This window comes from Patescibacteria group bacterium (assembly GCA_027858235.1).
GTDB lineage: Bacteria > Patescibacteriota > Patescibacteriia > Patescibacteriales > BM507 > BM507.
Genome location: JAQIDC010000071.1, coordinates 1 through 22567, shown reverse-complemented (window position 1 = coordinate 22567; position 22567 = coordinate 1). Strand labels below are relative to the sequence as shown.

Here is a 22567-nt window from a genome sequence, read left to right as displayed (position 1 = left end):
CCAACAGTTCTTGATTTATTGGATATAGAAAAATCAAAGTTAATGACAGGGAGGTCCTTAATTAGTAAAAAATAATAATGGAAACTCAAGAGAAAAAAATACCCAAACCAGTTGTCCTGATTATTTTAGATGGATATGGAGTCGGGCAACCTTTTGCGGGGAATGCTATATCAATGGCAAACACGCCTCATATGGATGACTATATTTTGAAGTACCCATCAATGACGATTAGAGCATCAGGAGATGCTGTTGGACTGCCTTGGAGCGAAGAAGGAAATTCCGAAGTTGGCCATCTAAATCTAGGTTTAGGAAGAATCGTTTATCAGTTATTACCAAAAATAAACAGAACAATAAGTGACCACACTTTTTATAAAAATGATAAATTACTTGAAGCGATTGAGCATGTGAAGAAAAATAATTCTAGTCTTCACTTAATGGGCTTGGTTTCAGACGGCGGTGTACACGCATCGATAGATCATCTCTATGCTCTTTTGGTTTTAGCCAGTGAAAATAATTTAGATAAGGTGTATATTCATGCATTTATGGACGGAAGAGATACAATGTTTAACGGTGGAAAGTCATATATAAAATCAGTTCAAAGAGCTATTGATGAACATGGATTGGGGAGGATTGCTACTATCTCAGGAAGATTTTATGCGATGGATAGGAATAATAATTGGGACAGGACAGAAAAAGCCTACTTAGCCATAACAAAAGGGATAGGTAATAAAACCGAAGATTCAATAGAACTTATTGAGAAAAGTTATAAAAACAAAATATATGATGAAGAGTTTGTCCCAAGTGTTATTTTTGAAAATGGAGAGCCAGTTGCCAAGGTTGATGACAATGATGCCGTGGTGTTTTTTAATTATAGACCAGATAGAGCAAGGCAGATTACCAAGGCATTTACTCTCCCCGAATTTAATAAATTCTCAAGAGGAGATAAAATAAAAAATTTGAAATTTGCAACTTTTTCAGAATATGAAAAAGGTCTGCCAGTTGATGTAATTTTTCCACCAGAGAGTTTTAAAAATTGTTTAGGGGAAGTGATTTCCAGTAACGGACTTAAGCAATTAAGAATTGCTGAGACAGAAAAATACGCACATGTCACATATTTTTTTAATGGTGGGATTGAAGATTCTTTTCCAGGTGAGGACCACGTCTTAGTACCTTCACCAGCCTTGCCCAGCTATGACGCGAAACCAGAAATGTCAGCTCCTGGAATAACCAAAAAAGTCCTCGATGCTATTTCTGGGGAAAAATATGATTTTATTTTAATTAATTTTGCCAACGCCGATATGGTTGGACATACGGCCAACATGGATGCAGCAGTAGAGGCAGTGGAGGTTTTAGATGATTTAGTTTCGAAAATTGTCAAAGCAACTCTCGATAAAGGGGGCGTTACTATGATAACAGCTGACCATGGAAATGCGGATGTAATGTATGATATGCAAGCAGGAGTTAAATTAAAAGAACATTCATCAAATCCTGTTCCATTTTTAATGATAGGGAATAATTTTGAAGGAAAAACATTTGGCTGGCAAGATGTTCCTGGCAATGACCTTAGCTTTGTTCAACCTCAAGGAGTTTTAGCTGATGTGGCACCAACAGTTTTGGAGTTTTTAGGGATTAAAAAACCAGAAGAAATGACAGGAGAGAGTTTAATTTAAATTTTTGTTGTGTCCGCTATTTTTGTGGTATAATATTGAAATATTATATACTATGATGTCTATTAATTTTCTTGTAAAAAAGAACAAATTACTCCCAATAATGCTGACAGTAATTTTATTTGTGTCAGGAGTTTTTTTGTTCCAGAAAAATGTTAATTCAGCTGACTCCGATGCCATCGCGATGAGAGTTTTTCCGAATCCAAATCATCAGTCTGCACTAACCTGGTATCAAGCACAAAACTTTAGTGGTTCACCTCAATCTATTCAAGTAGATGGTTATGAGGCTGTTCGTGATGGTCACTCTGTTTATGTAAATGTTGCTAATTTGGCTGATACTGATGGTGATGGCAATCCAGAGACTCTCTATACAAATATATACCTCATCACCTACAATCAAGATGCCGACAACGAGACAGAAGATATTTTTGGTAATATCTTAGAGAATTGGAAATTTAATTCCAATATTATTGGAAGTGGTTTTTGTATTAATGAGGGAGCAAAACATTGCCTTTATGACGATGAGTGTTCCATAGGAGATCATTGTAATAGTCTAAAGTCTCGAGTTATTCGTGATACTAAAAGGCTCTCTGACTTGGCTGCCCTGAATGTTTCTTTGGGTAAATATTATTCAAATAATAATTCTTATCCGGCTCTTGGCGCAGGAACTTATTTACCAGGGAAATCATTGTCTGTTTGGCCAAGTTGGTCTTCAACTCTATCTTCGGTTCTTGGGTCAAGTGTTTCAGTTGACCCTATAAACAAGATTGGTCCTTGTGGGGCTGGTTATGCTGAAGATACATGTTGGAATGATGTTTTAAAAACATTTGCCACCACATTGCCAAATATTCCAGCCAATAGTTTAATGTATGGTTATTATTCTTATGGAGGAGGGACTACTTATGATTTGTGTGCAAATTTTGAAACTCCCTACACTGTTTCACCTCCATTAGCTTTTTTCTCTGGTTGTGTGCAGGCTTGTATTGACATGGACGGAGATGGTTATGGATTGTCTGGTTCTACTCTTTGTCCGCAGCCACTTGCCGATTGTAATGATACTCCTTCGCCAGGAATAGGACCGTCTGTTCATCCTGGTGCAACTGAAACTTGCGGCGACGGGATTGATCAAGATTGTGTTGGAGGAGATTTAGCTTGTGCGTCAATTTGCGTGGATAATGATGGAGATGGTTATGATAATTGTGATGGACCTATTTTGGGAGACACTCTCCCTATAGATTGTAATGATATCCCTGTTCTAGGTTTTGATATAAATCCAGGAGAAACTGAGATTTGTGATGCGATAGATAATAATTGTCTGGGCGGAATAGATGAAAATTGCGATGTGGATAATGATAATTACTGTGACTGTGGCCAGACTTTTGTCGATGGAACATTTTTATCTACTTGTACAAATACTGACAATACCGATGCATCGACCAGGGGAACAAGTTGTGATTGTGAAGATGGAGTCGGTAACGCTGGAATAAATCCAGGGGCTACTGAAATTTGTGATGGAATAAATAATAATTGTTCTGGTATCCCTCCTATTGATGAGGGATGTGACGCAGATGGTGATGATTATTGCGCGTGCTCACTTGTCCCAGCTTCAGTTTTTGGAATGAATATAAGTGGAACATGTTCTAATACTGATACTATGTCTACTCTAGCTAATATGTATTCAACTTGTGATTGTGCTGATGCAGTTGGGATTAATCCATGGCATCCTGGAATTGCTGAACCAGATTGTTTTGATGGTCTAGATGGTGATTGCGATGGCAACCCAGATGTTAGTGATCCAGATTGTGGTGTTTGTGTCCCAACGACTACTCAAAGTTGTGGAGTATCGAATGTAGGTGAATGCTCCTTCGGTTTACAGACTTGTGATGCATTCGGAGCTTGGGGTATTTGCCTCGGTGAAGTTACTGCTATCCCTGAAAATTGTACTGATACACTTGATAATGATTGCGACGGGACAGTTAATAATGGTTGTATTGTCACCTGCACTTTCCCCTTTACTTTCCCATGTACTTTCTAGACAACAAAAAAAACACTCGACATGTAAGAGTGTTTTTTATTTTAAAATTTTAGAAAAGTAAAAAACCAATATAGCTAACAGTAAATCCTAATATTGAACCAGCTAATACTTGCATTGGAGTATGGCCGATATTTTCTAGAAGGTGAGGGTATTGTTCGTCTACTAACTTGTCATCTTCGAGATCTTTTACTAAGATGTTAAGAACACGACCATGTTGACCGAGATATTTTCTTATTCCAAGCGCGTCTCGGATTACTATTAAGGCAAGAATTACGCTGATTGCAAAAAAGGGCGAAGCCAGTCCTGCCTCTAATCCAACAATAGTAACTAATGATATAGTAATAGCACTATGGCCAGAAGGCATCCCGGAATAAGCAACCATATTTCTTAGTTTAACTTTTTGTTTATTGGACTTAATAAAGAATTTTATCACCTGAGCTACAAAACCAGCGGCGAGAGGTAAAATTAAAATGTGATATCCCATATATGTTACTTAATTATTTAAAAGCGATTATTTTTGGAGCTGTTCAGGGGGCAACTGAGTTTTTACCAGTGTCTAGTTCTGGCCATCTTCTTGTTCTTCATAAATATCTAGGTCTTCCGATTCAAAATGAAATAATGTTCGATGTTTTGCTTCATCTAGCAACTCTTCTGGCTGTTATTTTCTTTTTTTGGTCAGATATAAAAAAATTGTTTTCATCTTGGTTTAAAAGTTTTATTGGAAAAAGTGATGAATACAGTAAGCTATCTTGGTATATTTTAATAGCTACAATTCCTGCAGCCTTGGTTGGCGTTTTATTTAAAGATTATATAGAGGATAATTTTAGAAATATCCCCGTAGTTTCTTTTATGCTTGTTCTTATTGGTTTACTTTTTATCTATATTGAAAAAATTAGCGTAAAAATAAACAATCTCAATCAAACAAGCTTGGGTAAAGTGTTCTTTGTGGGTCTAGCTCAGACTGTAGCTCTAATCCCTGGTACTTCACGATCTGGTATTACTATTATAGCAGGATTATTAACTAAGCTAAAGAGAGAGGAGGCAATAAGGCTATCATTTTTGATGTCTATTCCTATTATCGCAGGCGCCACAGTATTGAGTTTAGGTGATTTATTTACTTCAGATATAAATAAAAACGAGATTACCTTACTGGCAATCTCATTTTTGGCTGCTTTATTTTCTTCTTTTCTGGCAATAAAATATTTTTTAAAGCTAGCTTCCAAATTTGGTTTGAATATTTTTGCCTATTATAGATTTGCTTTTGCTTTTATCCTTATGGTCCTTTGGTCTATAAACCGATATTTTTAAGATTAACCAATTTAAATATACCCAGGTAGATAAACCCGGCAATAGTAAATAATAGATCAAGATACTTTTTATCATTTCCAGCATCCTCTACAAATGCAAGATTATCTTCATTTTGCAGATTTAAAAACAGTTTATTTTCTTCCAATAAATTTATATTATTTTGGCTTGTGTGTGTTAAGTAATTAGTTTGATTGTTAATTACTTTTTTGTTTTGCTTATTTGCTAATGTATATTCTTCGTCTAAATTTAAAGAAAGTTGATTATTAAGAGGTGTTCCAAAAATTTGAACAACCAGTATGCTCTTCTCATTCTTAAAATTATCTTCAACAACCGCTACACCAATTTCAGAAAATTTGTCGTTTACTATGTTTTTGTAATGAGTAGGGGACTTCTGCCAAGCGTCCATAACTCCTTCACTTGTGACAAAATCAATTGCAAGGTTTTCTCCGACATATTTATACCGGTATTCTACGTCACGTACCCAGGCTGAGAATCTCCTGTCATCAAAGTTGTGCTCAAACCTTTGATTTTTAAAAATATCCTGCGCCTTATTGTATGCAGCTTGGCCTAAATACTGATTTGCATTTAGAGGCTCTAAATTATTAATTATCCTTTCCTGGTTACTTAGTTCTATAATTTTTTCAGGACTTATAGAGCTAAGGTAGGCGATTTTTGGAAATAAAAAAACTCCAACAAATAAAAGGAGTATTATATAAAATCTTTTAAAATTAGCTAATATTAAAAAGTATTGTTGTCTGTTTAAATTGTTCATTTTTGTTTATTTTTTTGTTTTTGGAGTAATTATTACTCTATTTATATTATATCATAGTTATCCCAAAAAAGCAAGGGTTTTGACTTGTTTATTGCTCTTATTTTCTTACTTTGATAGAATTAAGTAATACTAAAATAAAATTATGTTAAAAATTATAAAATCACTATTAATATTGATAATCATTTTTTCTTTACTTTTTTATTTCTTTTATAACAAAAGTATAAATACTTCCGTTTCTAAAAATTATTCTCCTGTAGATTTTTCGATAGAAAAAGGAGACGGGGTGGCTATCGTTTCCCAGAAGTTGTTAAATAACAACCTTATTAACTCAGATTTTTATTTTAGAATTTATCTTTGGAAAAATAAGATTGATAAAAAACTTCAAGCAGGGAAATATGTTCTTAGTCCCAGTATGAATATGAAAGAGATTATAAATTATTTTGTTAATGGAGAAACTGTTTCCGAGGAAAGAAATGTAAAAATAATTGAAGGATGGAGTTTATTTGATATAGCAAACAGTCTTGAGGAGAACAATATTTCAAGTGCAAAAGATTTTTTAGAAGCAACAGAAAAACCTGTGAGCAAATGGTCCTTTGATTTTCAAAAACCAGAATTTTTAATTGATGTTCCAGTTGGACATGATTTAGAAGGATATATATACCCAGATACATATAGAATTTATAATAATGCTTCTGTTTCAGATATTATTGAAAAAGCACTTAATAATTTTGACAAGAAACTTTCTGAATCAATTAGAGCGGAAATTGAAAATCAGGAAAGAAGTTTGCATGATGTACTTACTCTAGCTTCAATTATCGAGAAAGAGGTGATAAATGATAAAGATAAGAAAATTGTTTCCGGAATTTTATTAAAGAGACTGGATATTGGGATGAGATTGGAAGTTGACTCCACTATAAATTACATTACAGGTAAAAATGACCCAAGTGCTTCTTATTTTGACTTGGAGATTGATTCACCATATAACACTTATAAAAATTATGGCCTCCCACCAGGCCCAATTTGTAATCCAAGCATATCTTCCATTGAGGCGGCTGTTTATCCAGAAGAGAGTAATTTTCTTTTTTATCTAAATAGGCAAGATACTCTTGAGACTATATTTAGCGAAGACTATGATGAACATATTAGAAATAAAAATAAATATTTAAAGTAATAGTTTTTTTTATTGCTTATAAATGTTATAATATAGATATAAAATTCTTAAGGAGGATATATGTCTAAAGACTACGAGGATAATTATAGTGACTACTCAACAACTGAAATAAAAAATAGTTCTAATGACTTTTTGAAAAAAATATTAGTCATTGCTGGCGCTGTTATTTTTGTGCTGATTATTGTTGCTTTTGTTATTATTGCAATATTCTCAGGTCCTGAGCCAAAATCATCAGTGATTGCAGAGCCTATAGAAGACTCTAATTCTATTCAATGTCCTCCCAGCGGTTGCAAGCTCCTTCCTAGTCTAGATCCTGACGCTTCCGGAACCACTACTCCTAAAAACAAAACAGACATACAGGCAGAAGCTTTATTTTTTGCTGACTTTTACGTTCCTGAAGAAATAAATTTCGATTACCAAATATCAACATATGAACTTCCAATAAATTCAAAGTCAGATGTTTTAAATTATTATGATATTTCAAAGAAGATTGAACTCGAATCATATCTTGATATGTTAAACAATGATGGAGTTGCTATTATTGACAATATTTACAATAAAGAAACTAATGACTTTTATTCCGTGTATGAGAAGTTAAATTCTGAAGAAATCCCAATGCTTATCACGAGTGATTTCATAATGTATTACTATCAAAATATTTTGAAACAATCTTTTAAGGAAATAGAAAAAAGTGTTTTTTATGAAAATCTTTGGAATATAACAAAAAAGTTTTATGAAATATCCAGCACTAGATATAAACAAGATTTTGCAGAAAAGGGGATAGTGAATGACCCAGTTTTGGAAGGAGAAAAATTAGAAGCATCATATTTTGCAGTCATGTTGGAACTTTTAAAGCCTACAAAGGATCAGATAAACAGAAAGACTAATTTTAGTGATGAAACTAAATTCAGTGAACAAGAGGCGATGGAATTTGATTTTGTACTACTCGATTATTTAAAGAATGATGTACTAGCCGAAGTTGAGCTTATAAGAGAAGGGAGAAAGATAGAAAAATCACCTGTCTTTTTCTATGAAAAAAATTATCGTGATTATAATATTCCTGATGATTATTCCAATAATGCTAAATTAAATAATTTTTATCTAGTAACAAAATGGATGAATTCAGTTTTCCCTTTGTATTTTCAGGATGAACAATGTCCCGATTGTCTTCTTGATAAGGAGGACTGGAGAATAAGTATTACTGCCGCCAACTTAATAGCTAGGGATTTTTTTGAAAATCAAGATTTAAAAAATGAATGGGCTTCTGTATACAAAATTATATCTTTTTTTAGCGGATTGAGACAAGACTTGTCGTATCTTGATTTTCGTAATGTCTTTAATGATGAGTTTGGGGAACGGAGTGTAGAGGACGTTTTTTCAAGAGAAAATGAAAATTGGAATGATGATTATATTAAATTTCAAGATAAAATATTGGAAATTAAATTTTCAGAGCTAGAAGGAAGCTATAATAGAAATAGCCAAGCATTAAAAAATAAAGTTGGGATGAGAATGCTCCAAGAGAACTACTGGCCAAATGATTTTATTTTTTCCAGCCTCACAGGCGAAGAAATTGCTTATAAAAAAGAGTCAAGAGATGAACCATTTAAGTTTACAGCCTGTGAAGGTGAGAAAGATAAAAATTTTAGAACGAGGTGCGTGTCTATGGGCCTTGATGTTATCAACTTAGTTTATCCTTTGGAATATTTTGATTATTATTACGATAATACTGACTACCCAGGATATTATGAAGCACAAAATCTTCTAAACTCTAGACTTTCTAATTTCAATAAGTATAGTTGGCAGAATAATATTTATTGGTCAACACTCGACACTTTAGGGGTGTATCTAAATACCCCTAAACAATCTTTACCGATTTTTATGAGTTCTGACAAATGGCAAGAAAAGGATATTAATACAAGCCTTGGTTCTTGGGTTAATTTGCATTTGCCTGCCGACAAACTTGTTATAAATAATTCAAGAACAGCTTCAAGTCTTAGTTTTGGTGCAGAATGTAATAAGTATAATTATTTAGAGCCAAATATAACTCTAGTGAATGAACTAATAGCTAAAACTAATATGCTTAGTGAGATGCTAACAGCACTAAAGCTGGCTGAAAAAACGAATGTTGTGTCAGTGGATTTAAAAGAGTTAAAAGAGAATCTATTAACAATTAAAAATTTAATAAGAAAAGAATTAGACAATGAAGAGCTAGGAAAGATTGATTGTGAATTTTTGGAAGAGTTTACTAGAATCTATACTGTAGAGAAATTTGCTGAAAAAGAATTTATGACAATTTTTGACACCGGCGCAAGATTAAGAGAAAGTATATCTGGGGTAAAATTATTGTCAGTTGTTCAATCTTTTGGCGAAAATAAGGTAATTTTAGTGGGGCCAATATTCAATTATCAAGAAAATAGGTAATTCCCTTGACTAGTTATATCTTTTGTGATATTTTAACTATAGTGACCACAGATAGTAGGCAACAATAAGACCTACCGAGGAAACTAGACAATATTTAACATGTCTTTGAGTCTGTGTGTATCACAGATTTTTTTTATTTTTAAAAATACTAATGAATAATTTAAAATAATATGCCTAAAACAAGAGAACAAAAAAAAGACATACTAGAGGCTCTAAAAGACAGAATCAGTAAGTCAAAGTCTGTAATTTTTACAAAGTTTGATGGTCTCCTGGTAAAAGAAAATGAAGAGCTTAGAAATGAGCTTAGAAATGAAAATAGTGAATATTGTGTGGCCAAGAAGACTTTATTCGATATCGCTTTTAAGGATTCTAATGTTGATGGTCTTGATGTAAAGTCATTTGATGGGAGAGTAGCGGCTGTTTTTGGGTATGGGGATGAAGTTGCTCCAGCTAAAGTTGTTGACAAGTTTATGTCTAGCCATGAAGGTAAGGTGGAATTTGTTGGAGGAATCCTAGAAAATAAATTCATGAATGCTAGCGAGGTTAAAATGTTAGCAGGCCTACCAAGCAAGCAAGAACTATATGCCAAGATTGTTGGATCAATTAATGCTCCAGTTTCTGGGATTGTGAATGTTCTTGCTGGGAATCTTAGAGGACTAGTCACAGTTTTGAAAGCCATTGAAACTAAAAAATAACCCTCCTACGCCAAGGCTTCGGAGGGCAGGTTCTTCCATCTTGGTGCTCCGATGAGATAAATAAATAAAATTAATTAATAATTAATTCTGCAATATTATAATCATTGTAGAAGTATAATCAAAAAATATGTCAGAAGAAACAAAACAAGAAGAAACAAAAGAAGAAGAAACAAAAGAAGTTGTAGTACCAGAAAAATTTAAATCTTTGGTTTCTGAAATCGAAAAAATGTCAGTTCTAGATTTAGCTGAACTAGTTAAAATCTTAGAAGAAAAATTTGGTGTTTCTGCCTCTGCTCCTGCTATGATGATGGCTGGTCCTGCAGCCGGTGGAGAAGCTCCAGCTGAAGAAAAAGATAGTTTTGATATCGAAATCACCGAAGCTGGTGCAAATAAAATCTCTGTTATTAAAGCCGTAAGAGTAATTACCGAAATGGGTCTTAAGGATGCTAAGGATTTGGTAGACGCAGCTCCAAAGCTTGTTAGAGAAGGAGTTAAGAAGGAAGAAGCTGAAGCAATTAAAGCCCAACTAGAAGAAGCTGGTGCAAAAGTTACTTTAAAATAACTTTCTATATACAAACAAAAAAAGAGTCTCTTGAGACTCTTTTTTTGTTTGTATATTAATTAATCTAAATTGCTTAAATTAATTGAGTAAATTTTATTGTCAGAAACAATATATGATATTTTATTATTTTCATCTACAATAAAGTCACTGATATTTTCAAGATTTTTTGATAAAAGCTGTTCTACAAATCTTCCATCTTTTTCGTATATAACAATTCTAGATTTAGATGATTCTAGGACATAGATGAAATTGTTATCTTTCGAGACTATAATTTTATTTGCTGACTCAATTGGAGGTTCTACTAAATCTTGAACAAAATTTTCTTCATCACCTTTTAAGAATTTTCGTATTGTACCGTCATTATCAAGTGTGAAAATATTTCCATCAATATCTAGACTTATAGCCTTGGTCAAATCAGTTTCAGTGTTAAGCCATTGTGAAAAATTAAGAAAACCAGTGTCTCCTTTTTCGTAACGGTATATTTGAGAGGCTTTATTATCCAGTACGTAAGTTCTTTGATTATATGTACTCATTGCAGATATGTTTCCATTGGGATTTTTTACTAGATCAATGTCAAAGATTTCTTCTGTCTTTGTGTTCAATTTTATTATTGAATCATTGTTGAACCAAAAAATTGTTTTATCATCACTAGCTACAGGGTAATTAATGTTTTCTAGTTTTTTATTTAGGTCAGTAATAGTTGTTGTAAGTTTGGAATCAAGGTTATAAATATAAATAGAATTTTGATCAGTATCACTTGCATAAATATTTCCAGAAGAAAGAACTAATTTTTGAACTTTTGAATTTTTGTTAATATCTGAAAAGTCTATCAATGGTTTATTGTCAGAAATTTCAACTACTTTTCTTACTTTATCAAGTTGGTCGTTAAGTTTTTCAGAAAAACTATCATAAGTTACTATTTGTTCATCAGTATCTTGTGAAAGTTTTGCAAGAAGATCCTTAATTTCAATAAATAATTCTTTTGCGCTGTCTTCGTTGTTGTAGAGGAGGTTTGCCTCGGCTTGGTTCTGTCTCTGCTCAATGTCTTCTACAATGGTTTCATATTGGATTCTTTCTTCTTCAGCAATTTTCTCTTTTTTGACCTTATTAATACCATATGATAATCCAAGAATAGAAATAACAAAAATTATAGTAATTATTTTATATTTACCCTTGAAACTAACAAAAGTTTTTTTCCCTGTAAGAAAAACATTAGAAAAAAGTGTTTCAAGAAAGGTGATTGATCCTTTTAGCTTCTTGATATTACCAAGGGATTTAAAAATGAAAAATAGAAAGTTGGCAATATTAACCAGTAAAGATTTTATGAAAGTAAATAGTTTGTTTGAGTAAAATTTCAAAGCCCTCGAATTTATTTTAGAACCTGCTTGCAAAAAGAGAGTGTCTTTCCCTTTGTTTTTTGGGATTAATTTTGATACAAGATAATTAAAGTTTTTTAAGTAACTTTTAATTTTAACATTTCCAGAAGGACTAAGGATATTTTCGGTAACCTGCTCGGTGTCATTTAGCTTATTTGCTGAATCCTGCATTTGGATAGGTCTTTCTAGAGAGCTTTTGTTTTCATCTAGGTTCAACTGTGAACTTTTTATTATTATTCCAATAAACGAAATATATTCATTTATCTGGGAAAGAGTGTTTTTTATTTGCTCAACTGCACTTGTAGGGGGTAATGTGGTTGATATTTCAGATAACTGTTTAGGGGAGAGATACTCGGGGAGGGCTTCATTGGAAAAAATGAAAGAACTACCTTCAGGGATTGTTCCGCTAATGACATTTGTAAAAAGTTTATTTTTTGAATCGCTCTGTTCAGGAGAGTCGTTTTTATTCAAATCAATGGTTTTATAGCTAGATGTGTTGTCTTGTATTTTTTTGTAAATGAGAAGGGCTCTATTCTTGCCGGCAGTACTAAAATGGATCTCATTATTGTAAATAAGTCCAATTGTCGAGTTGAGGGAATTGGGTGAAATTTTAATGTTTTCTTCTTTTATAAATTCGAATATCTTTTTGTTAGCCCTAGAAACAACTGACTCAAATATGTGTTCAATCCTCAGTGACGGTATCTTTTCTTTTAGAACAAGTTTCTCGTTCTGATAATAAGAGTTATTGATGTAGTTTATAAGGAAATTCGCAAGCTTAAGACCATCGGAGCGTTTAGTCTCAATCTCAAGTAAAATAAAAATCTTACCAGCCAGAGCTTCTTTGTCTGAATCTGGTTGAGCCACAAAAACCTCACTAATAGTGTTGTTTTTGCTTGCGGGCGTTAATATAAGTTGTCCGATTCTATAACTCATAGCTTAAAAAGTGTTCAAATATTTTTGACTATTTTGTATATGTATTATACTATAAAAGTATATAAATGTTAAGGAAAATATTTACAAGTAAAAATATATGTTAGCTAAGCTTTTTGGCTCTAAAGCTAGAGTAAAAATTCTAAAATTATTTCTCCTTCATCCCGAAGAAAAGTATTATATTAGGGAAATTTCTAGAAATATTGGTTTACAAATTAATTCAGTCAGGAGAGAGCTTGAAAATCTCGAGAAATTTGGACTATTAAAATCATTTTCTTCAAAAAACTCAGACGATGATAAAGAAGAGGAATTAATAGAAAAGGTTGAAACAAAAAAAACTACTGTCACAACAAAGAAAGTAAAAGTGATTGATGCTGCGATGGGTCAAGAAAAAAAGTATTTTCAAGTGAACAAAGATTTTATACTCTATGAAGAAATAAAATCAGTGATAGTAAAGTCGCAAATGCTCTATGAAAGAGACTTTGTAAAAAAGATTGAAGAACTTGGGAAAATGAATTTGTTTATTTTGTCCGGGTTTTTCACTAATTCAGAAACATCCCCAGTTGATTTATTTATTGTCGGGAAAATTAATAAAGGAAAATTCTCAGAAGTAATCAAGGAGTTAGAAAAAGATATGGGGAGAGAATTTAATTATACATTAATGGATTACAAGGAATATTTGTTTAGACGCGACATGACAGATGTTTTTCTATATAATGTATTGGAAGGGGAGAAAATAGTAATTGTTGACAATATAGGTATGAGTTAAAGTCTTAAATCGATATACTATTTTTGAAAATTCTGCAAATGCAGGGTTTTTTTAATACACAAAATGTTGTATAATATAATTAATATAAAATATATGAAAAGTGATTTAAATAGAAAGATTGAAGAAATATATGCCGCTTTTAAAAAAGAGGTACAAGCAGCTAAGGACGAGAAGGATCGTCTTATCGCTGATCTTTTGGAGCGCGCCGAAGAAGAATATATTGAAAAAATTAAAAAAGATATTAAGCTTTAATTTATGCAAGACAAATCTATTCAAAACGGGGATGACACCTCGGGAGAAAGTGGTGAGCCTCAGCGTTTTAATACTAGTGCTTTTAGCGCTCTGGAACAATTAGGCAAAACTAATGATGTCGAAACTAGTCCGGAAGGAGAGAGCGAAATAAATATAGACGTTATAAAATCAAGAATAGAAGGTCTGGAAACTGAGTCCCTCGGTGAAACCGATAAAATTGAGATAGAGTTGGAGTCTATAAAAAATCAACTAAAAAATACTTCAGATAACCCAGAGGCCACCATCAATAAAGGTGACGAAATCCTATCCAGTTTAAATACTAAGCTGATAAAAGCTTTTGAGGACTCTAGCCAGAAAGTTATTAGCACTCTTGAGTCTGAGAAAAAGAAGATTGACTCTTTTCTTCGTAAAGACAAAGGTTTCGAGTCAAATGATCTCATGGAATTGAAAAGTAAAATATCATCCATGCTTACCCATATCTATAAGACTAGGCGAAACTTGAATCAAGCCAAAAGAGATGTCACGAAGCATTTACAAAGAATTAATTTAAGTCCCGTTGTTGACAATGTGACTGAACCAGAATCGATTAATACTATTAAAGAAAATCCAGATGTGGAGTTGCTAAGTTTTGATGAGCTCGTTAACAAAATTAGGGGGTTAGCTGGAGATGACAATTCTATTAAAACTAAAAATGGTATTTTTACTACAGAAAAATTAGAACAACTAATATACGCAGTTCTAAACAGAACTGAGTTTGAAGGTACAAAGAAGAATATAAGCTCTGTTCCTGCTGAATTTGGCATAAGAGATACAGTGGAAGAGTTAAGAAAGATTTATATTTCTGTTGTCAAAGAAGTCAATAATGATCTGGCTGAAGGTTCTATTCAACCTGATGAAGAGAATATAATACAATTAACAGAAGAGGTGGATAAAATAAAAAATCTATCTATTGAAGATATTGCAAAGAAATTTTTGCTCTATAATGACATAGCAGATCCCTCAAACCAAAATGAAGATTTATCTTATCCGAATATCCGTAAATATGCCAAGTCCCTGAAGGAATTGGCTGAGAATAAAGAACTTGCAAAAGCTTTAGAAAAAATTAGAAGGGAATATGATGTTGCTATGGCTGGGATTAATTTAGATTCCAGCACTATTGGAAATAGTCAATCTTGGATATATTGGGATTTGGCAAAACAGCATTATTATAACACTCACAAAGACGAGACAGACCCAAAATATTTAATTGACGATCCAGTTGAAAATATAGAATTGCAAAATCAAATTGCAGATAGGCACCTAGGATGGGAAGTCTATGATGCTGTAAATTCTAAGAAAGTTAACATTAATGAACTAAATCATATTATTGGTAGCCCTCTATATGAAGAAATTGATGCTTTGTTGTCTAAGTCTCCAAATGAATTAAAGACAATAAGTTCTTTTGATTTGTCTAAAATAGGATCATTAATCAGAAAAAGCATTCATGACAGGGAGGGTGGTTTTGAAACTGATTTGAATAATGAGGGAGTTTCTGAAGTACGAGAAGAGACAGTAAATGACTTAAAAGATAGTGAGATAATTAAGAAAGAAGAGACTATTACTGAAAATGAAGTTAAATTAAGTAAGAAAGAACTAGATTTTCTTGAGAATGAGCTTGGAATAAAATTAGAAAGTCTAGAAAAGATTGAAGGTTTTGGTGATTTGTCGACAGGTCAGCAAACGCTTGTTATGAATAATATAAAGCAAATTCTTTCTGGGATTAATCACTCTGAGGCAGTTTCTCAGCAAGCTGAAGAATTTAATAAAAAAGAGTGGTTGAGTAGAAAGGTTTTTGGTAAGTTATGGAGCTCAATTACTAAATCCTTAGAAATTGCTTCCAAGGAGAAATCAAATTTATCGAAAATCAAAGAGGATAACATGGCGGAGACGGGATTAGAACAACCGAAAGACTATGAAATTATAATGAAGCAGTTGATACTTGGAATGAAAAATTTCGGACCAGAAGTTGATATTGTTGAAGGAAAAACTGAAGTTAGATATGCCAATATTGATGAGAAGTATACTGATGAAGAAAAAAATATTGTAAATAAATTTAATAAAGATGCTTATGGTGTCTCTAGAATGCCAAAAAGCTGGCTTTTTGATAAGAAGTATAAAGATGCTTATAAATATCGAATGGGTAGATACGAAGAATCTAAAAAAGCTTGGATTGAATTATTGAAATCTAAAATAGATACAAAGGGTGAAGAACTTAAAATAAATGAAGCGCTTAAAGAGATAGCATTAAAAGAAAACAATATTAATGCGAGTTTGAATATCAATCAATATTTAAACACCAATCCAGACGTAGAAGAAGAATTATTAAGGGTAAAGAACGATAAATGGTATAAGCAAGTAGCTGATAGTGCCTTAGGCGAAAACGGAATGTATTTTGCTAGTGGTGCAATTGCTAGAACTTGTGCTGTCGCTAGTCTCGGAGCTTCAGCTGCAGCTGCCCCATTTGCTGGACTTGCCATCGTCCCTGTGGCCGGGGGGATAGGCTTGGTTAGGGGAAGAAGTAGGGCAAGAAAATCTTTGCTAGAAAAAGATATACAGGCCGGGGAAAAAGGAAATAAATTCAGGGAAAGAAGAAGAGCGGAAACCAAGGAAGAGTATGAGATAGAAGAAGATAATTTTTTTAAGGAAAATTGGAAAGGAGATAAATTTAGAGAAAAAAATGAAGATGAAAATGAAGATGAGTATAGAAACGAAAGAATAAAATATTTTAATAAAAATGAGCTTAAATTCAGGGAAATAATAAAAGAAGAGAATGAAGGTGAATATAGAGATGAAAGAAGAAAATATTATGAAATGAATAAGGAAAGTAATAATTTTGTCAGCGGGGTCGATTTAACTGATAAAATTGATTACCATTTTAATAAAATTGAAGAAGCAAATTCTGAGGAATTTTCTGAAAAATATTTAGAAGAACATTCTGAAGAGGAATTAAAAATATTAAAAATCAAGCTTGTTGATAAATTAGAAACTAGACTTGAATATACTAAGAAGAAGATTGACGAAGGGTTGATTTTCTTTAGTTCCCCAAAAGATGAGGTAACAGAAATGATTTCATTATATGAGTCTATTTCTAAGGCCAGGGTTTCTATTGCGACCAATAGGGAAGATGGAGATGATTTTGAGAATAGAATGAAAGAAATTAGTGAAATCTATTTAAGTACAAAGTCTGAGATAGAAGAACTCTATAAAAATTTAAATTCAAAAGACTTTGAAGATGAGAGCGAAAATTTAAGTAAAATAAAGGAATTGATTAAACTATATCCAGAAATTGCCAAAGTAGTTATAGCTAATTTAGAGGGAGATTCATCGATCCCGGAAGAAAACGAAGAGAACCAAAAGACCGATATAGATTTAATGAAAACTGAGCTAGTAAAATACATTAAAAATAACTTTCGTGAAAAAGATAAAGATGAAAACAAGTTGAAATATGATCCTTCGTATGATAAACGTTTTACTGGAATGTTATTAAGGAGGATTAGAGTTGATAGTAATCTTGAATCACTTTTAAAGAAGAAAGCGGAAGAAATAGATAAGGCTAGAAAAAAATATTTATTTGATGCTGGTGTTCATGGAGCTGTTATTGGTAGTGCTTTTGCTACTGCTGGTTACGCGATTAGGCATTGGTTTGGTGATAAGATTGCTGAAGTAGCACAAGACGCTTATCACAAATCCGTTGATTCTGGGAAAGGTCTTTTCAGTGGTATCTTTGGAAACGGCAGTGTTAATGACAATAATATTCTTCCTCCCGGTGGTCTAAAATTAGAATCAGTACAACAGACAGCAAGTCCAGAAATATCCACCCCACAAGCAAAAGCAGCTATACCACGAACAGATACTTCACCTAAGGTTGATACCAATAAAGTCACTGAAGGTGGTTTAAGTGAAACAAGTCAAAATCCCGGAGAACCTAGCACGGAACCTCCAGTGTCTGGAACGAAGGCAGGTGACAATCTTTTGAATAATGATATTTTGCACAATGGCAAAGAGCTCTTACCAAAAGTGTCTGGTAATATTGATTCAGCAACGATTAGGGAGGTTGAAATTTTAGAAAATGGAAAAGAAAGACATGATACTATTATTGGAGCCCTAACAAGACAACTTGAGGAAAAAAGTGAAGAATTTGGTTATAAAGCAAGCGATGGAGATATTGGAAAATGGGCTAGCGCTAAGGCTAATAATATAGCAGCTAATTCTGGATATTTTGATGGTGAAATGGATACAAAAGTAGGGTCAGCAGGAATACAACACGCAGCATATCAACTTGAAATGGATAAGGATGGTAATTTTACTGTCCACGAAAAGTTCAAAGAAGGTGATGGAAAATTTCAAAGTATAGAAAGACATGGGAAAACGATTGGTGAGGCAGAGTCAACGGGAAAAGGATTGGAAAAATATGAGTATAGTGGTCATAATGATCATGCTGATTCTTTACCTGACTCAGGGGATACAATCTCAACTAGTCCTACGGTAGAGAGTGATGTTATTATTAACGATTTACCAGAAGTTCATGCAACGAGCGTTAGCCAGGGAATCACTGATGCTGATAGTTCTTCGTCACCATCGTTGATGGATGGAGAAAATAGTTTTCTTACACCTTTAGATGCAGGATTTAGTAAGGAATTTTTAGGTGAAAACTTAAAATATGTTTCTACTGTCCAAAATCCTGAAAGGCAGATAGAAATCCTTAATCTAATTAAAGAAGTTCCGAATGGCGAAAGTCTTGTTTTGGACAAAAGCCAAGTAAATAATATTCTGCCTGGATTTGATAAAACTGGAGATATTTTTGGAAAAGTTAAAATGATGATTGATGGCAAAGGAATTCATCTAAAAATAGATGGAAGACATATTTTTGACATGAAGGTTCTTATAGATGAAAGTGGGAAAATACATCATAATAAATATTGGGGAGATTGGGCTGATCATTTTCAGAAAATGGATAAAGAAGGCGGAAAAAAAGTTTTAGCTTCATTGTTGGAGTCATCAAAATATGATGACCCATCGATTGCATATTCTGGTGAAAAAACGCCAGATTCACTACTTCCAAATGAAGCTTTGCATAATAAAAATATTGATGACGCTCTACATCAGTTAGGTGAAAATAAAGAAAGTACATCCCGACCTACTGTTGTTCAAGTAGATGCAACTCAGATTAACACTCCTGTTTCAGTAGAACCTGATGGTGAAGTTGTTCCATCTGAGGGTGTTAAAGATGCTCCGGAAGAGGGAACAGTTTCACCTCTAGAAAAAAGTGTAGCTCCAGATTTAGTGCAGGATAATCTCGAATTAGCTGATGGATTTAAAAATCTTGGTTTTAGTGAGAGTGACAACAATGAGATTGTGAAAGCTATTATCGAAAATAAAACCGAGTTCTTTACCGGGATTAATTATGGAACTATCGCGGACTATTCTGAAAATATGGAGAAAGGAATAATAAGGATTGAATATCAAGGAGATTTTAAATTAAAGTCAATAGAAATTAATGTAAAAGAAAAAAGTATAGATTTTGTAAAGTCTAATGGTCAACCGGAAACTTCTTCCTGGAAAGAAGCTGGTATAGATAGTATTGAAAAGTTTAAACAATTTATAAATAAAGCGACTACTGATATAACAATTAATAGATAGAATTAGATAAAATAAAACCCCCTCGCATTACGCTTGGGGGTTTTTGTTGCTAAAGTGTTATTATTTATTTTTTTACAATAATAATAACGCCTTGGCAATATACTCGGTTACCTAATCTATCGGTTTCTCCGAAACCGGTGATTTTGGTTTTTAAAAGATCAAACCCCATTGACTTAAGGGCACTTGCAACTGATTCTGCACGGTGTCTTGAAAGTCTCAGGTTATCATTTCCTCCCTTGGAAGAATAGCCATTGATGGCGACAATCTCGTTGTTTTTATCAATGGTGGCTAAAATATTTTTTCCATTAGGTGGAATTTGTTTTGAGCCAGAGAGAAAATTTAAAATTGGGACATTATAATACCCAATATGATCTATTATATCCTCTGTGGCTGTCATTCTCACATAAATATCTTTGTGATACTTATGTGAGTTAACTCCCGCGGCTTTGTTGCTTAAATCATTAACAGCGGCTGGTTTTGATATTTTTTCAGTAGAAACACCTCCCTCAGTAGCGACACTTTTGCTCTTAGCAGGTGTTGCGTTCAGGCTGAAATCAGCCGCAGTAAGTTCTTTGCCAGTAGTTGGCAATTCCGTTACTGTTTGTTTGACCACCGCTGGTTTTGCGATGGTGACAGTGTGGATTGGGATAGAACTTCTACCAGCACAAGCTGATAGACTCAAAATAAGAATAACATAGAATATCTTTGTCATGATTATTATCCTTTTCATCGGATTATTCGGTCGGTGGAAGCAAGGTTGAGTTAGCCAGAGTTCCAATATTTACAACTCCAATATCAACTCGACGATTAAGATCATCTTTGGGGAAATAAAGTTTTCTATTTCCTCCAGAGACATGTGCAACTTTGCCATAAAGTTTTTCTCTTGGCATTCCAGTTAAGATTGGATCAGTTGCCGCCCAAAAAACATTTTCAGCTCGGCTTCCTCCAAGAGCGTCGTTATAGGCAATTTCACCTACTTGATCGCATGATCCGATGAGCAGAATTCTTTCATTTGGTCCAAGCTTGTACCAGGCGTCTTTGATGAAATTGGCAATGTCTTGGATTTTTCCAAATTCAGATTCTTTTATTCGAGAGTCATCAAAATCAAACATCACAGCCTGCATCCCAGCTGGGAAAAAAGGTTCTTGCACTTCAAGCTCCGCCGGCTTACTTTTAGCAAGTTCTACTTTTTCCTCTACGGTTAGATCTGGCGGATAGCAGAACATCTTGACAATTGACCTGTCGAGAGATTCAGCGTGTGATTTTCCAAGAACTGGACCAACCACGATACTTCCCATCTTATCATCCTTGCTCCCTGAGGGACCAAGAACTTTTGATATACCACCAGTTGCAGGTAGTGAAATACCACCTACTTCGCCATAGCCCCTATATTTGGATTGTATTAACATCCTACCAAGCATGGTTTCTTCTTTGGCCTTTTTTGTCAGTCTTACGACAATATTTTCCAAGGGTTCATCTGGGGTACCATAGTAGGTAAGGATACCAAGAAGTTTGTTTTCATTTTCATTTTCTGTCGGGAATTCACTAATGGTTTCAACAGGATCGTTGTTGTCAGGAAGTCTAGCAAAAACCATTGGGAAATAATTTGTGCTTGTGAAGAAACGTCTTGTAGTAATGTTAGATACTGATGATAACATATCAGCAGAAATATTCTGCAGGTATGGCTTGTAAAAGGTTTTCCAACCTTTGACATCAGAACCATATCCCGGAGGATGAATGAAACCAATCGATGTGTTCACCCAGCTTAGAAAGCGCTTATCAACGCTAGTTGAGTAATTACTCGTAGTCGGAGAGTAGGTGATTGTTGCTGTTCCTGTCGCTTCGGATGAAGTTTCAGTTAAGGTTGCAGTCCCAGGACCAGGCCCAGGACCAGGCATTGTAGCAAAACAGTTGATTGGAACAAGCAGGAACAGAACAATGAACAAAACAGTTATTGTACGCAATGTTTTCATGGTTAATCTCCTTTTATTATGTTGGAAGTATGAATTTGCGAATTTGCATTAGCTTTTGGACTTTCCCATGTTCCAGAAATTCCAGCAGCAACATCACCATTAATTAAGATATTACCTGAAGTACCTTCCCCTGATCCAGAAGAATTTCCCTGGGCATCGGTTCGGACTTCAATGTTGTTCCTGAAGTATCCAGTACCAGCACCACCTTCGGCTATTCCTTTGATTGCATTACCGGGATAGGGATTTTCTGAAACTGCCCTTGATTTAAAAGTAATATTTCTCGCGTCAGGAAGCTCCTTGTAGACTATCTCTGTTAAGGACTTAGCTACACTTGGTTTTGATTCTCGATAACTAGGAGTAGAGGTTTGCTCTGATTGAGTCAAACTCCATCCCCATCCATAGGTGTAAGAAGTGTTATCAACTTTTTCGACTGAAGCGTTTGTGACGCTTTTTACCGAAGAGTAGACTATCTTCTGCGATGGTTGAGGAGAGTCAAGGGTTGTTTTTGCTTTCGTTAGTGTTGAATTTTCACTTTTCTCGATTTGAGTCTTGAGACTAAGTGGTACTTCAACATAAGCTTCTGATCCAATTATTACTTCTGAGTAGGCTCCGGCATCTTGATTGCCTTCGTACTTAGAATAATAATTGTCTTGAGACCAAGACAAAGTTAGAGGGACTGCACATAAAAATACAAACAAAAATATAATTGTTAAAATATTTTTCATCGTTTTTTCCTTTCTATAAGTTTTAAAGGTTCGGTTAGTATTATTGTCACATTAGCAATAACTGATTATTCTACCACTTTTTCTAATTTTGTCAAGTGTATTCACTTAATTAATGGTAAGGTGTCAACACATTTTGTGATTGAGTAGCTATACTCTCTTGGCTGGTATTAATGTTAAAAAATGATTGAAATGGTTTGAAGAAATCATCTAGAATCAAACAGGGGAAATTACA

General features: G+C 33.7%; 16 protein-coding genes and 1 other annotated feature. Of the genes, 10 read left to right on the top strand and 6 right to left on the bottom strand.

The genetic code is table 11. The features are described 5' to 3' along the window. Positions 1 to 77: 77 nt before the first annotated feature. Positions 78 to 1670 carry a 2,3-bisphosphoglycerate-independent phosphoglycerate mutase gene (gene gpmI / locus PF572_06440; protein MDA3840692.1) on the top strand — a complete coding sequence of 531 codons (1593 nt, stop codon included), beginning with the start codon at positions 78 to 80 and terminating at the stop codon, positions 1668 to 1670. A 52-nt stretch (positions 1671 to 1722) separates the two neighbouring features. Beyond that, positions 1723 to 3702 (top strand): putative metal-binding motif-containing protein, encoded by a 1980-nt coding sequence (locus PF572_06435; protein ID MDA3840691.1) that lies wholly within the window; start codon positions 1723 to 1725, stop codon positions 3700 to 3702. 49 nt (positions 3703 to 3751) lie between these two features. On the opposite strand, the gene PF572_06430 is transcribed toward PF572_06435, so the two are convergent. Further along, positions 3752 to 4186, bottom strand: coding sequence for a divergent PAP2 family protein (locus PF572_06430; protein ID MDA3840690.1), 435 nt, complete (start codon positions 4184 to 4186; stop codon positions 3752 to 3754). A 2-nt stretch (positions 4187 to 4188) separates the two neighbouring features. On the opposite strand from PF572_06430, the gene PF572_06425 reads away from it, so the two are divergent. After that, the gene (locus PF572_06425) at positions 4189 to 5010 is read left to right on the top strand and encodes an undecaprenyl-diphosphate phosphatase (protein MDA3840689.1); all 822 of its coding nucleotides are present in this window, start codon (positions 4189 to 4191) and stop codon (positions 5008 to 5010) included. Here the strand turns inward: PF572_06425 and PF572_06420 are convergent. Then, entirely contained in the window at positions 4991 to 5782 is a 792-nt protein-coding gene (locus PF572_06420) for a CAP domain-containing protein (protein ID MDA3840688.1), read from the bottom strand. The genes PF572_06425 and PF572_06420 overlap by 20 nt on opposite strands. Before the next feature lie 142 nt (positions 5783 to 5924). Between PF572_06420 and mltG the strand changes: the two genes are divergently transcribed. The 4 genes from mltG to rplL all read left to right on the top strand — a co-directional run bounded on the left by mltG (position 5925) and on the right by rplL (position 10631). Then, positions 5925 to 6953 carry an endolytic transglycosylase MltG gene (mltG, locus tag PF572_06415; GenBank protein MDA3840687.1) on the top strand — a complete coding sequence of 343 codons (1029 nt, stop codon included), beginning with the start codon at positions 5925 to 5927 and terminating at the stop codon, positions 6951 to 6953. A 60-nt stretch (positions 6954 to 7013) separates the two neighbouring features. Then, a complete protein-coding gene (locus PF572_06410) occupies positions 7014 to 9374 on the top strand; it encodes a DUF3160 domain-containing protein (protein MDA3840686.1) in 2361 nt (786 codons plus the stop codon). A 27-nt stretch (positions 9375 to 9401) separates the two neighbouring features. Further along, positions 9402 to 9518 (top strand) — a sequence feature (ribosomal protein L10 leader region). Between the two features lie 26 nt (positions 9519 to 9544). Beyond that, positions 9545 to 10069, top strand: coding sequence for a 50S ribosomal protein L10 (gene rplJ, locus PF572_06405; GenBank protein MDA3840685.1), 525 nt, complete (start codon positions 9545 to 9547; stop codon positions 10067 to 10069). A gap of 127 nt (positions 10070 to 10196) precedes the next feature. Continuing rightward, the gene (rplL, locus tag PF572_06400) at positions 10197 to 10631 is read left to right on the top strand and encodes a 50S ribosomal protein L7/L12 (GenBank protein ID MDA3840684.1); all 435 of its coding nucleotides are present in this window, start codon (positions 10197 to 10199) and stop codon (positions 10629 to 10631) included. A 59-nt stretch (positions 10632 to 10690) separates the two neighbouring features. On the opposite strand, the gene PF572_06395 is transcribed toward rplL, so the two are convergent. Continuing rightward, positions 10691 to 12940, bottom strand: coding sequence for a hypothetical protein (locus PF572_06395; GenBank protein MDA3840683.1), 2250 nt, complete (start codon positions 12938 to 12940; stop codon positions 10691 to 10693). 97 nt (positions 12941 to 13037) lie between these two features. On the opposite strand from PF572_06395, the gene PF572_06390 reads away from it, so the two are divergent. The 3 genes from PF572_06390 (at position 13038) to PF572_06380 (ending at position 19637) form a co-directional block, all read left to right on the top strand. Further along, positions 13038 to 13706 carry a hypothetical protein gene (locus tag PF572_06390; protein ID MDA3840682.1) on the top strand — a complete coding sequence of 223 codons (669 nt, stop codon included), beginning with the start codon at positions 13038 to 13040 and terminating at the stop codon, positions 13704 to 13706. Between the two features lie 93 nt (positions 13707 to 13799). Further along, a complete protein-coding gene (locus PF572_06385; GenBank protein MDA3840681.1) occupies positions 13800 to 13958 on the top strand; it encodes a hypothetical protein in 159 nt (52 codons plus the stop codon). A gap of 3 nt (positions 13959 to 13961) precedes the next feature. Continuing rightward, positions 13962 to 19637 carry a hypothetical protein gene (locus PF572_06380; GenBank protein MDA3840680.1) on the top strand — a complete coding sequence of 1892 codons (5676 nt, stop codon included), beginning with the start codon at positions 13962 to 13964 and terminating at the stop codon, positions 19635 to 19637. A gap of 64 nt (positions 19638 to 19701) precedes the next feature. On the opposite strand, the gene PF572_06375 is transcribed toward PF572_06380, so the two are convergent. From PF572_06375 to PF572_06365, 3 genes are read right to left on the bottom strand one after another with little or no spacing between them, the layout of a single operon-like run. Then, entirely contained in the window at positions 19702 to 20367 is a 666-nt protein-coding gene (locus PF572_06375; GenBank protein MDA3840679.1) for an OmpA family protein, read from the bottom strand. 4 nt (positions 20368 to 20371) lie between these two features. After that, entirely contained in the window at positions 20372 to 21610 is a 1239-nt protein-coding gene (locus PF572_06370; GenBank protein MDA3840678.1) for a hypothetical protein, read from the bottom strand. A 2-nt stretch (positions 21611 to 21612) separates the two neighbouring features. Continuing rightward, complete coding sequence (locus PF572_06365) at positions 21613 to 22335, bottom strand: hypothetical protein (GenBank protein ID MDA3840677.1); 723 nt, start codon at positions 22333 to 22335, stop codon at positions 21613 to 21615. Positions 22336 to 22567 lie beyond the last annotated feature (232 nt).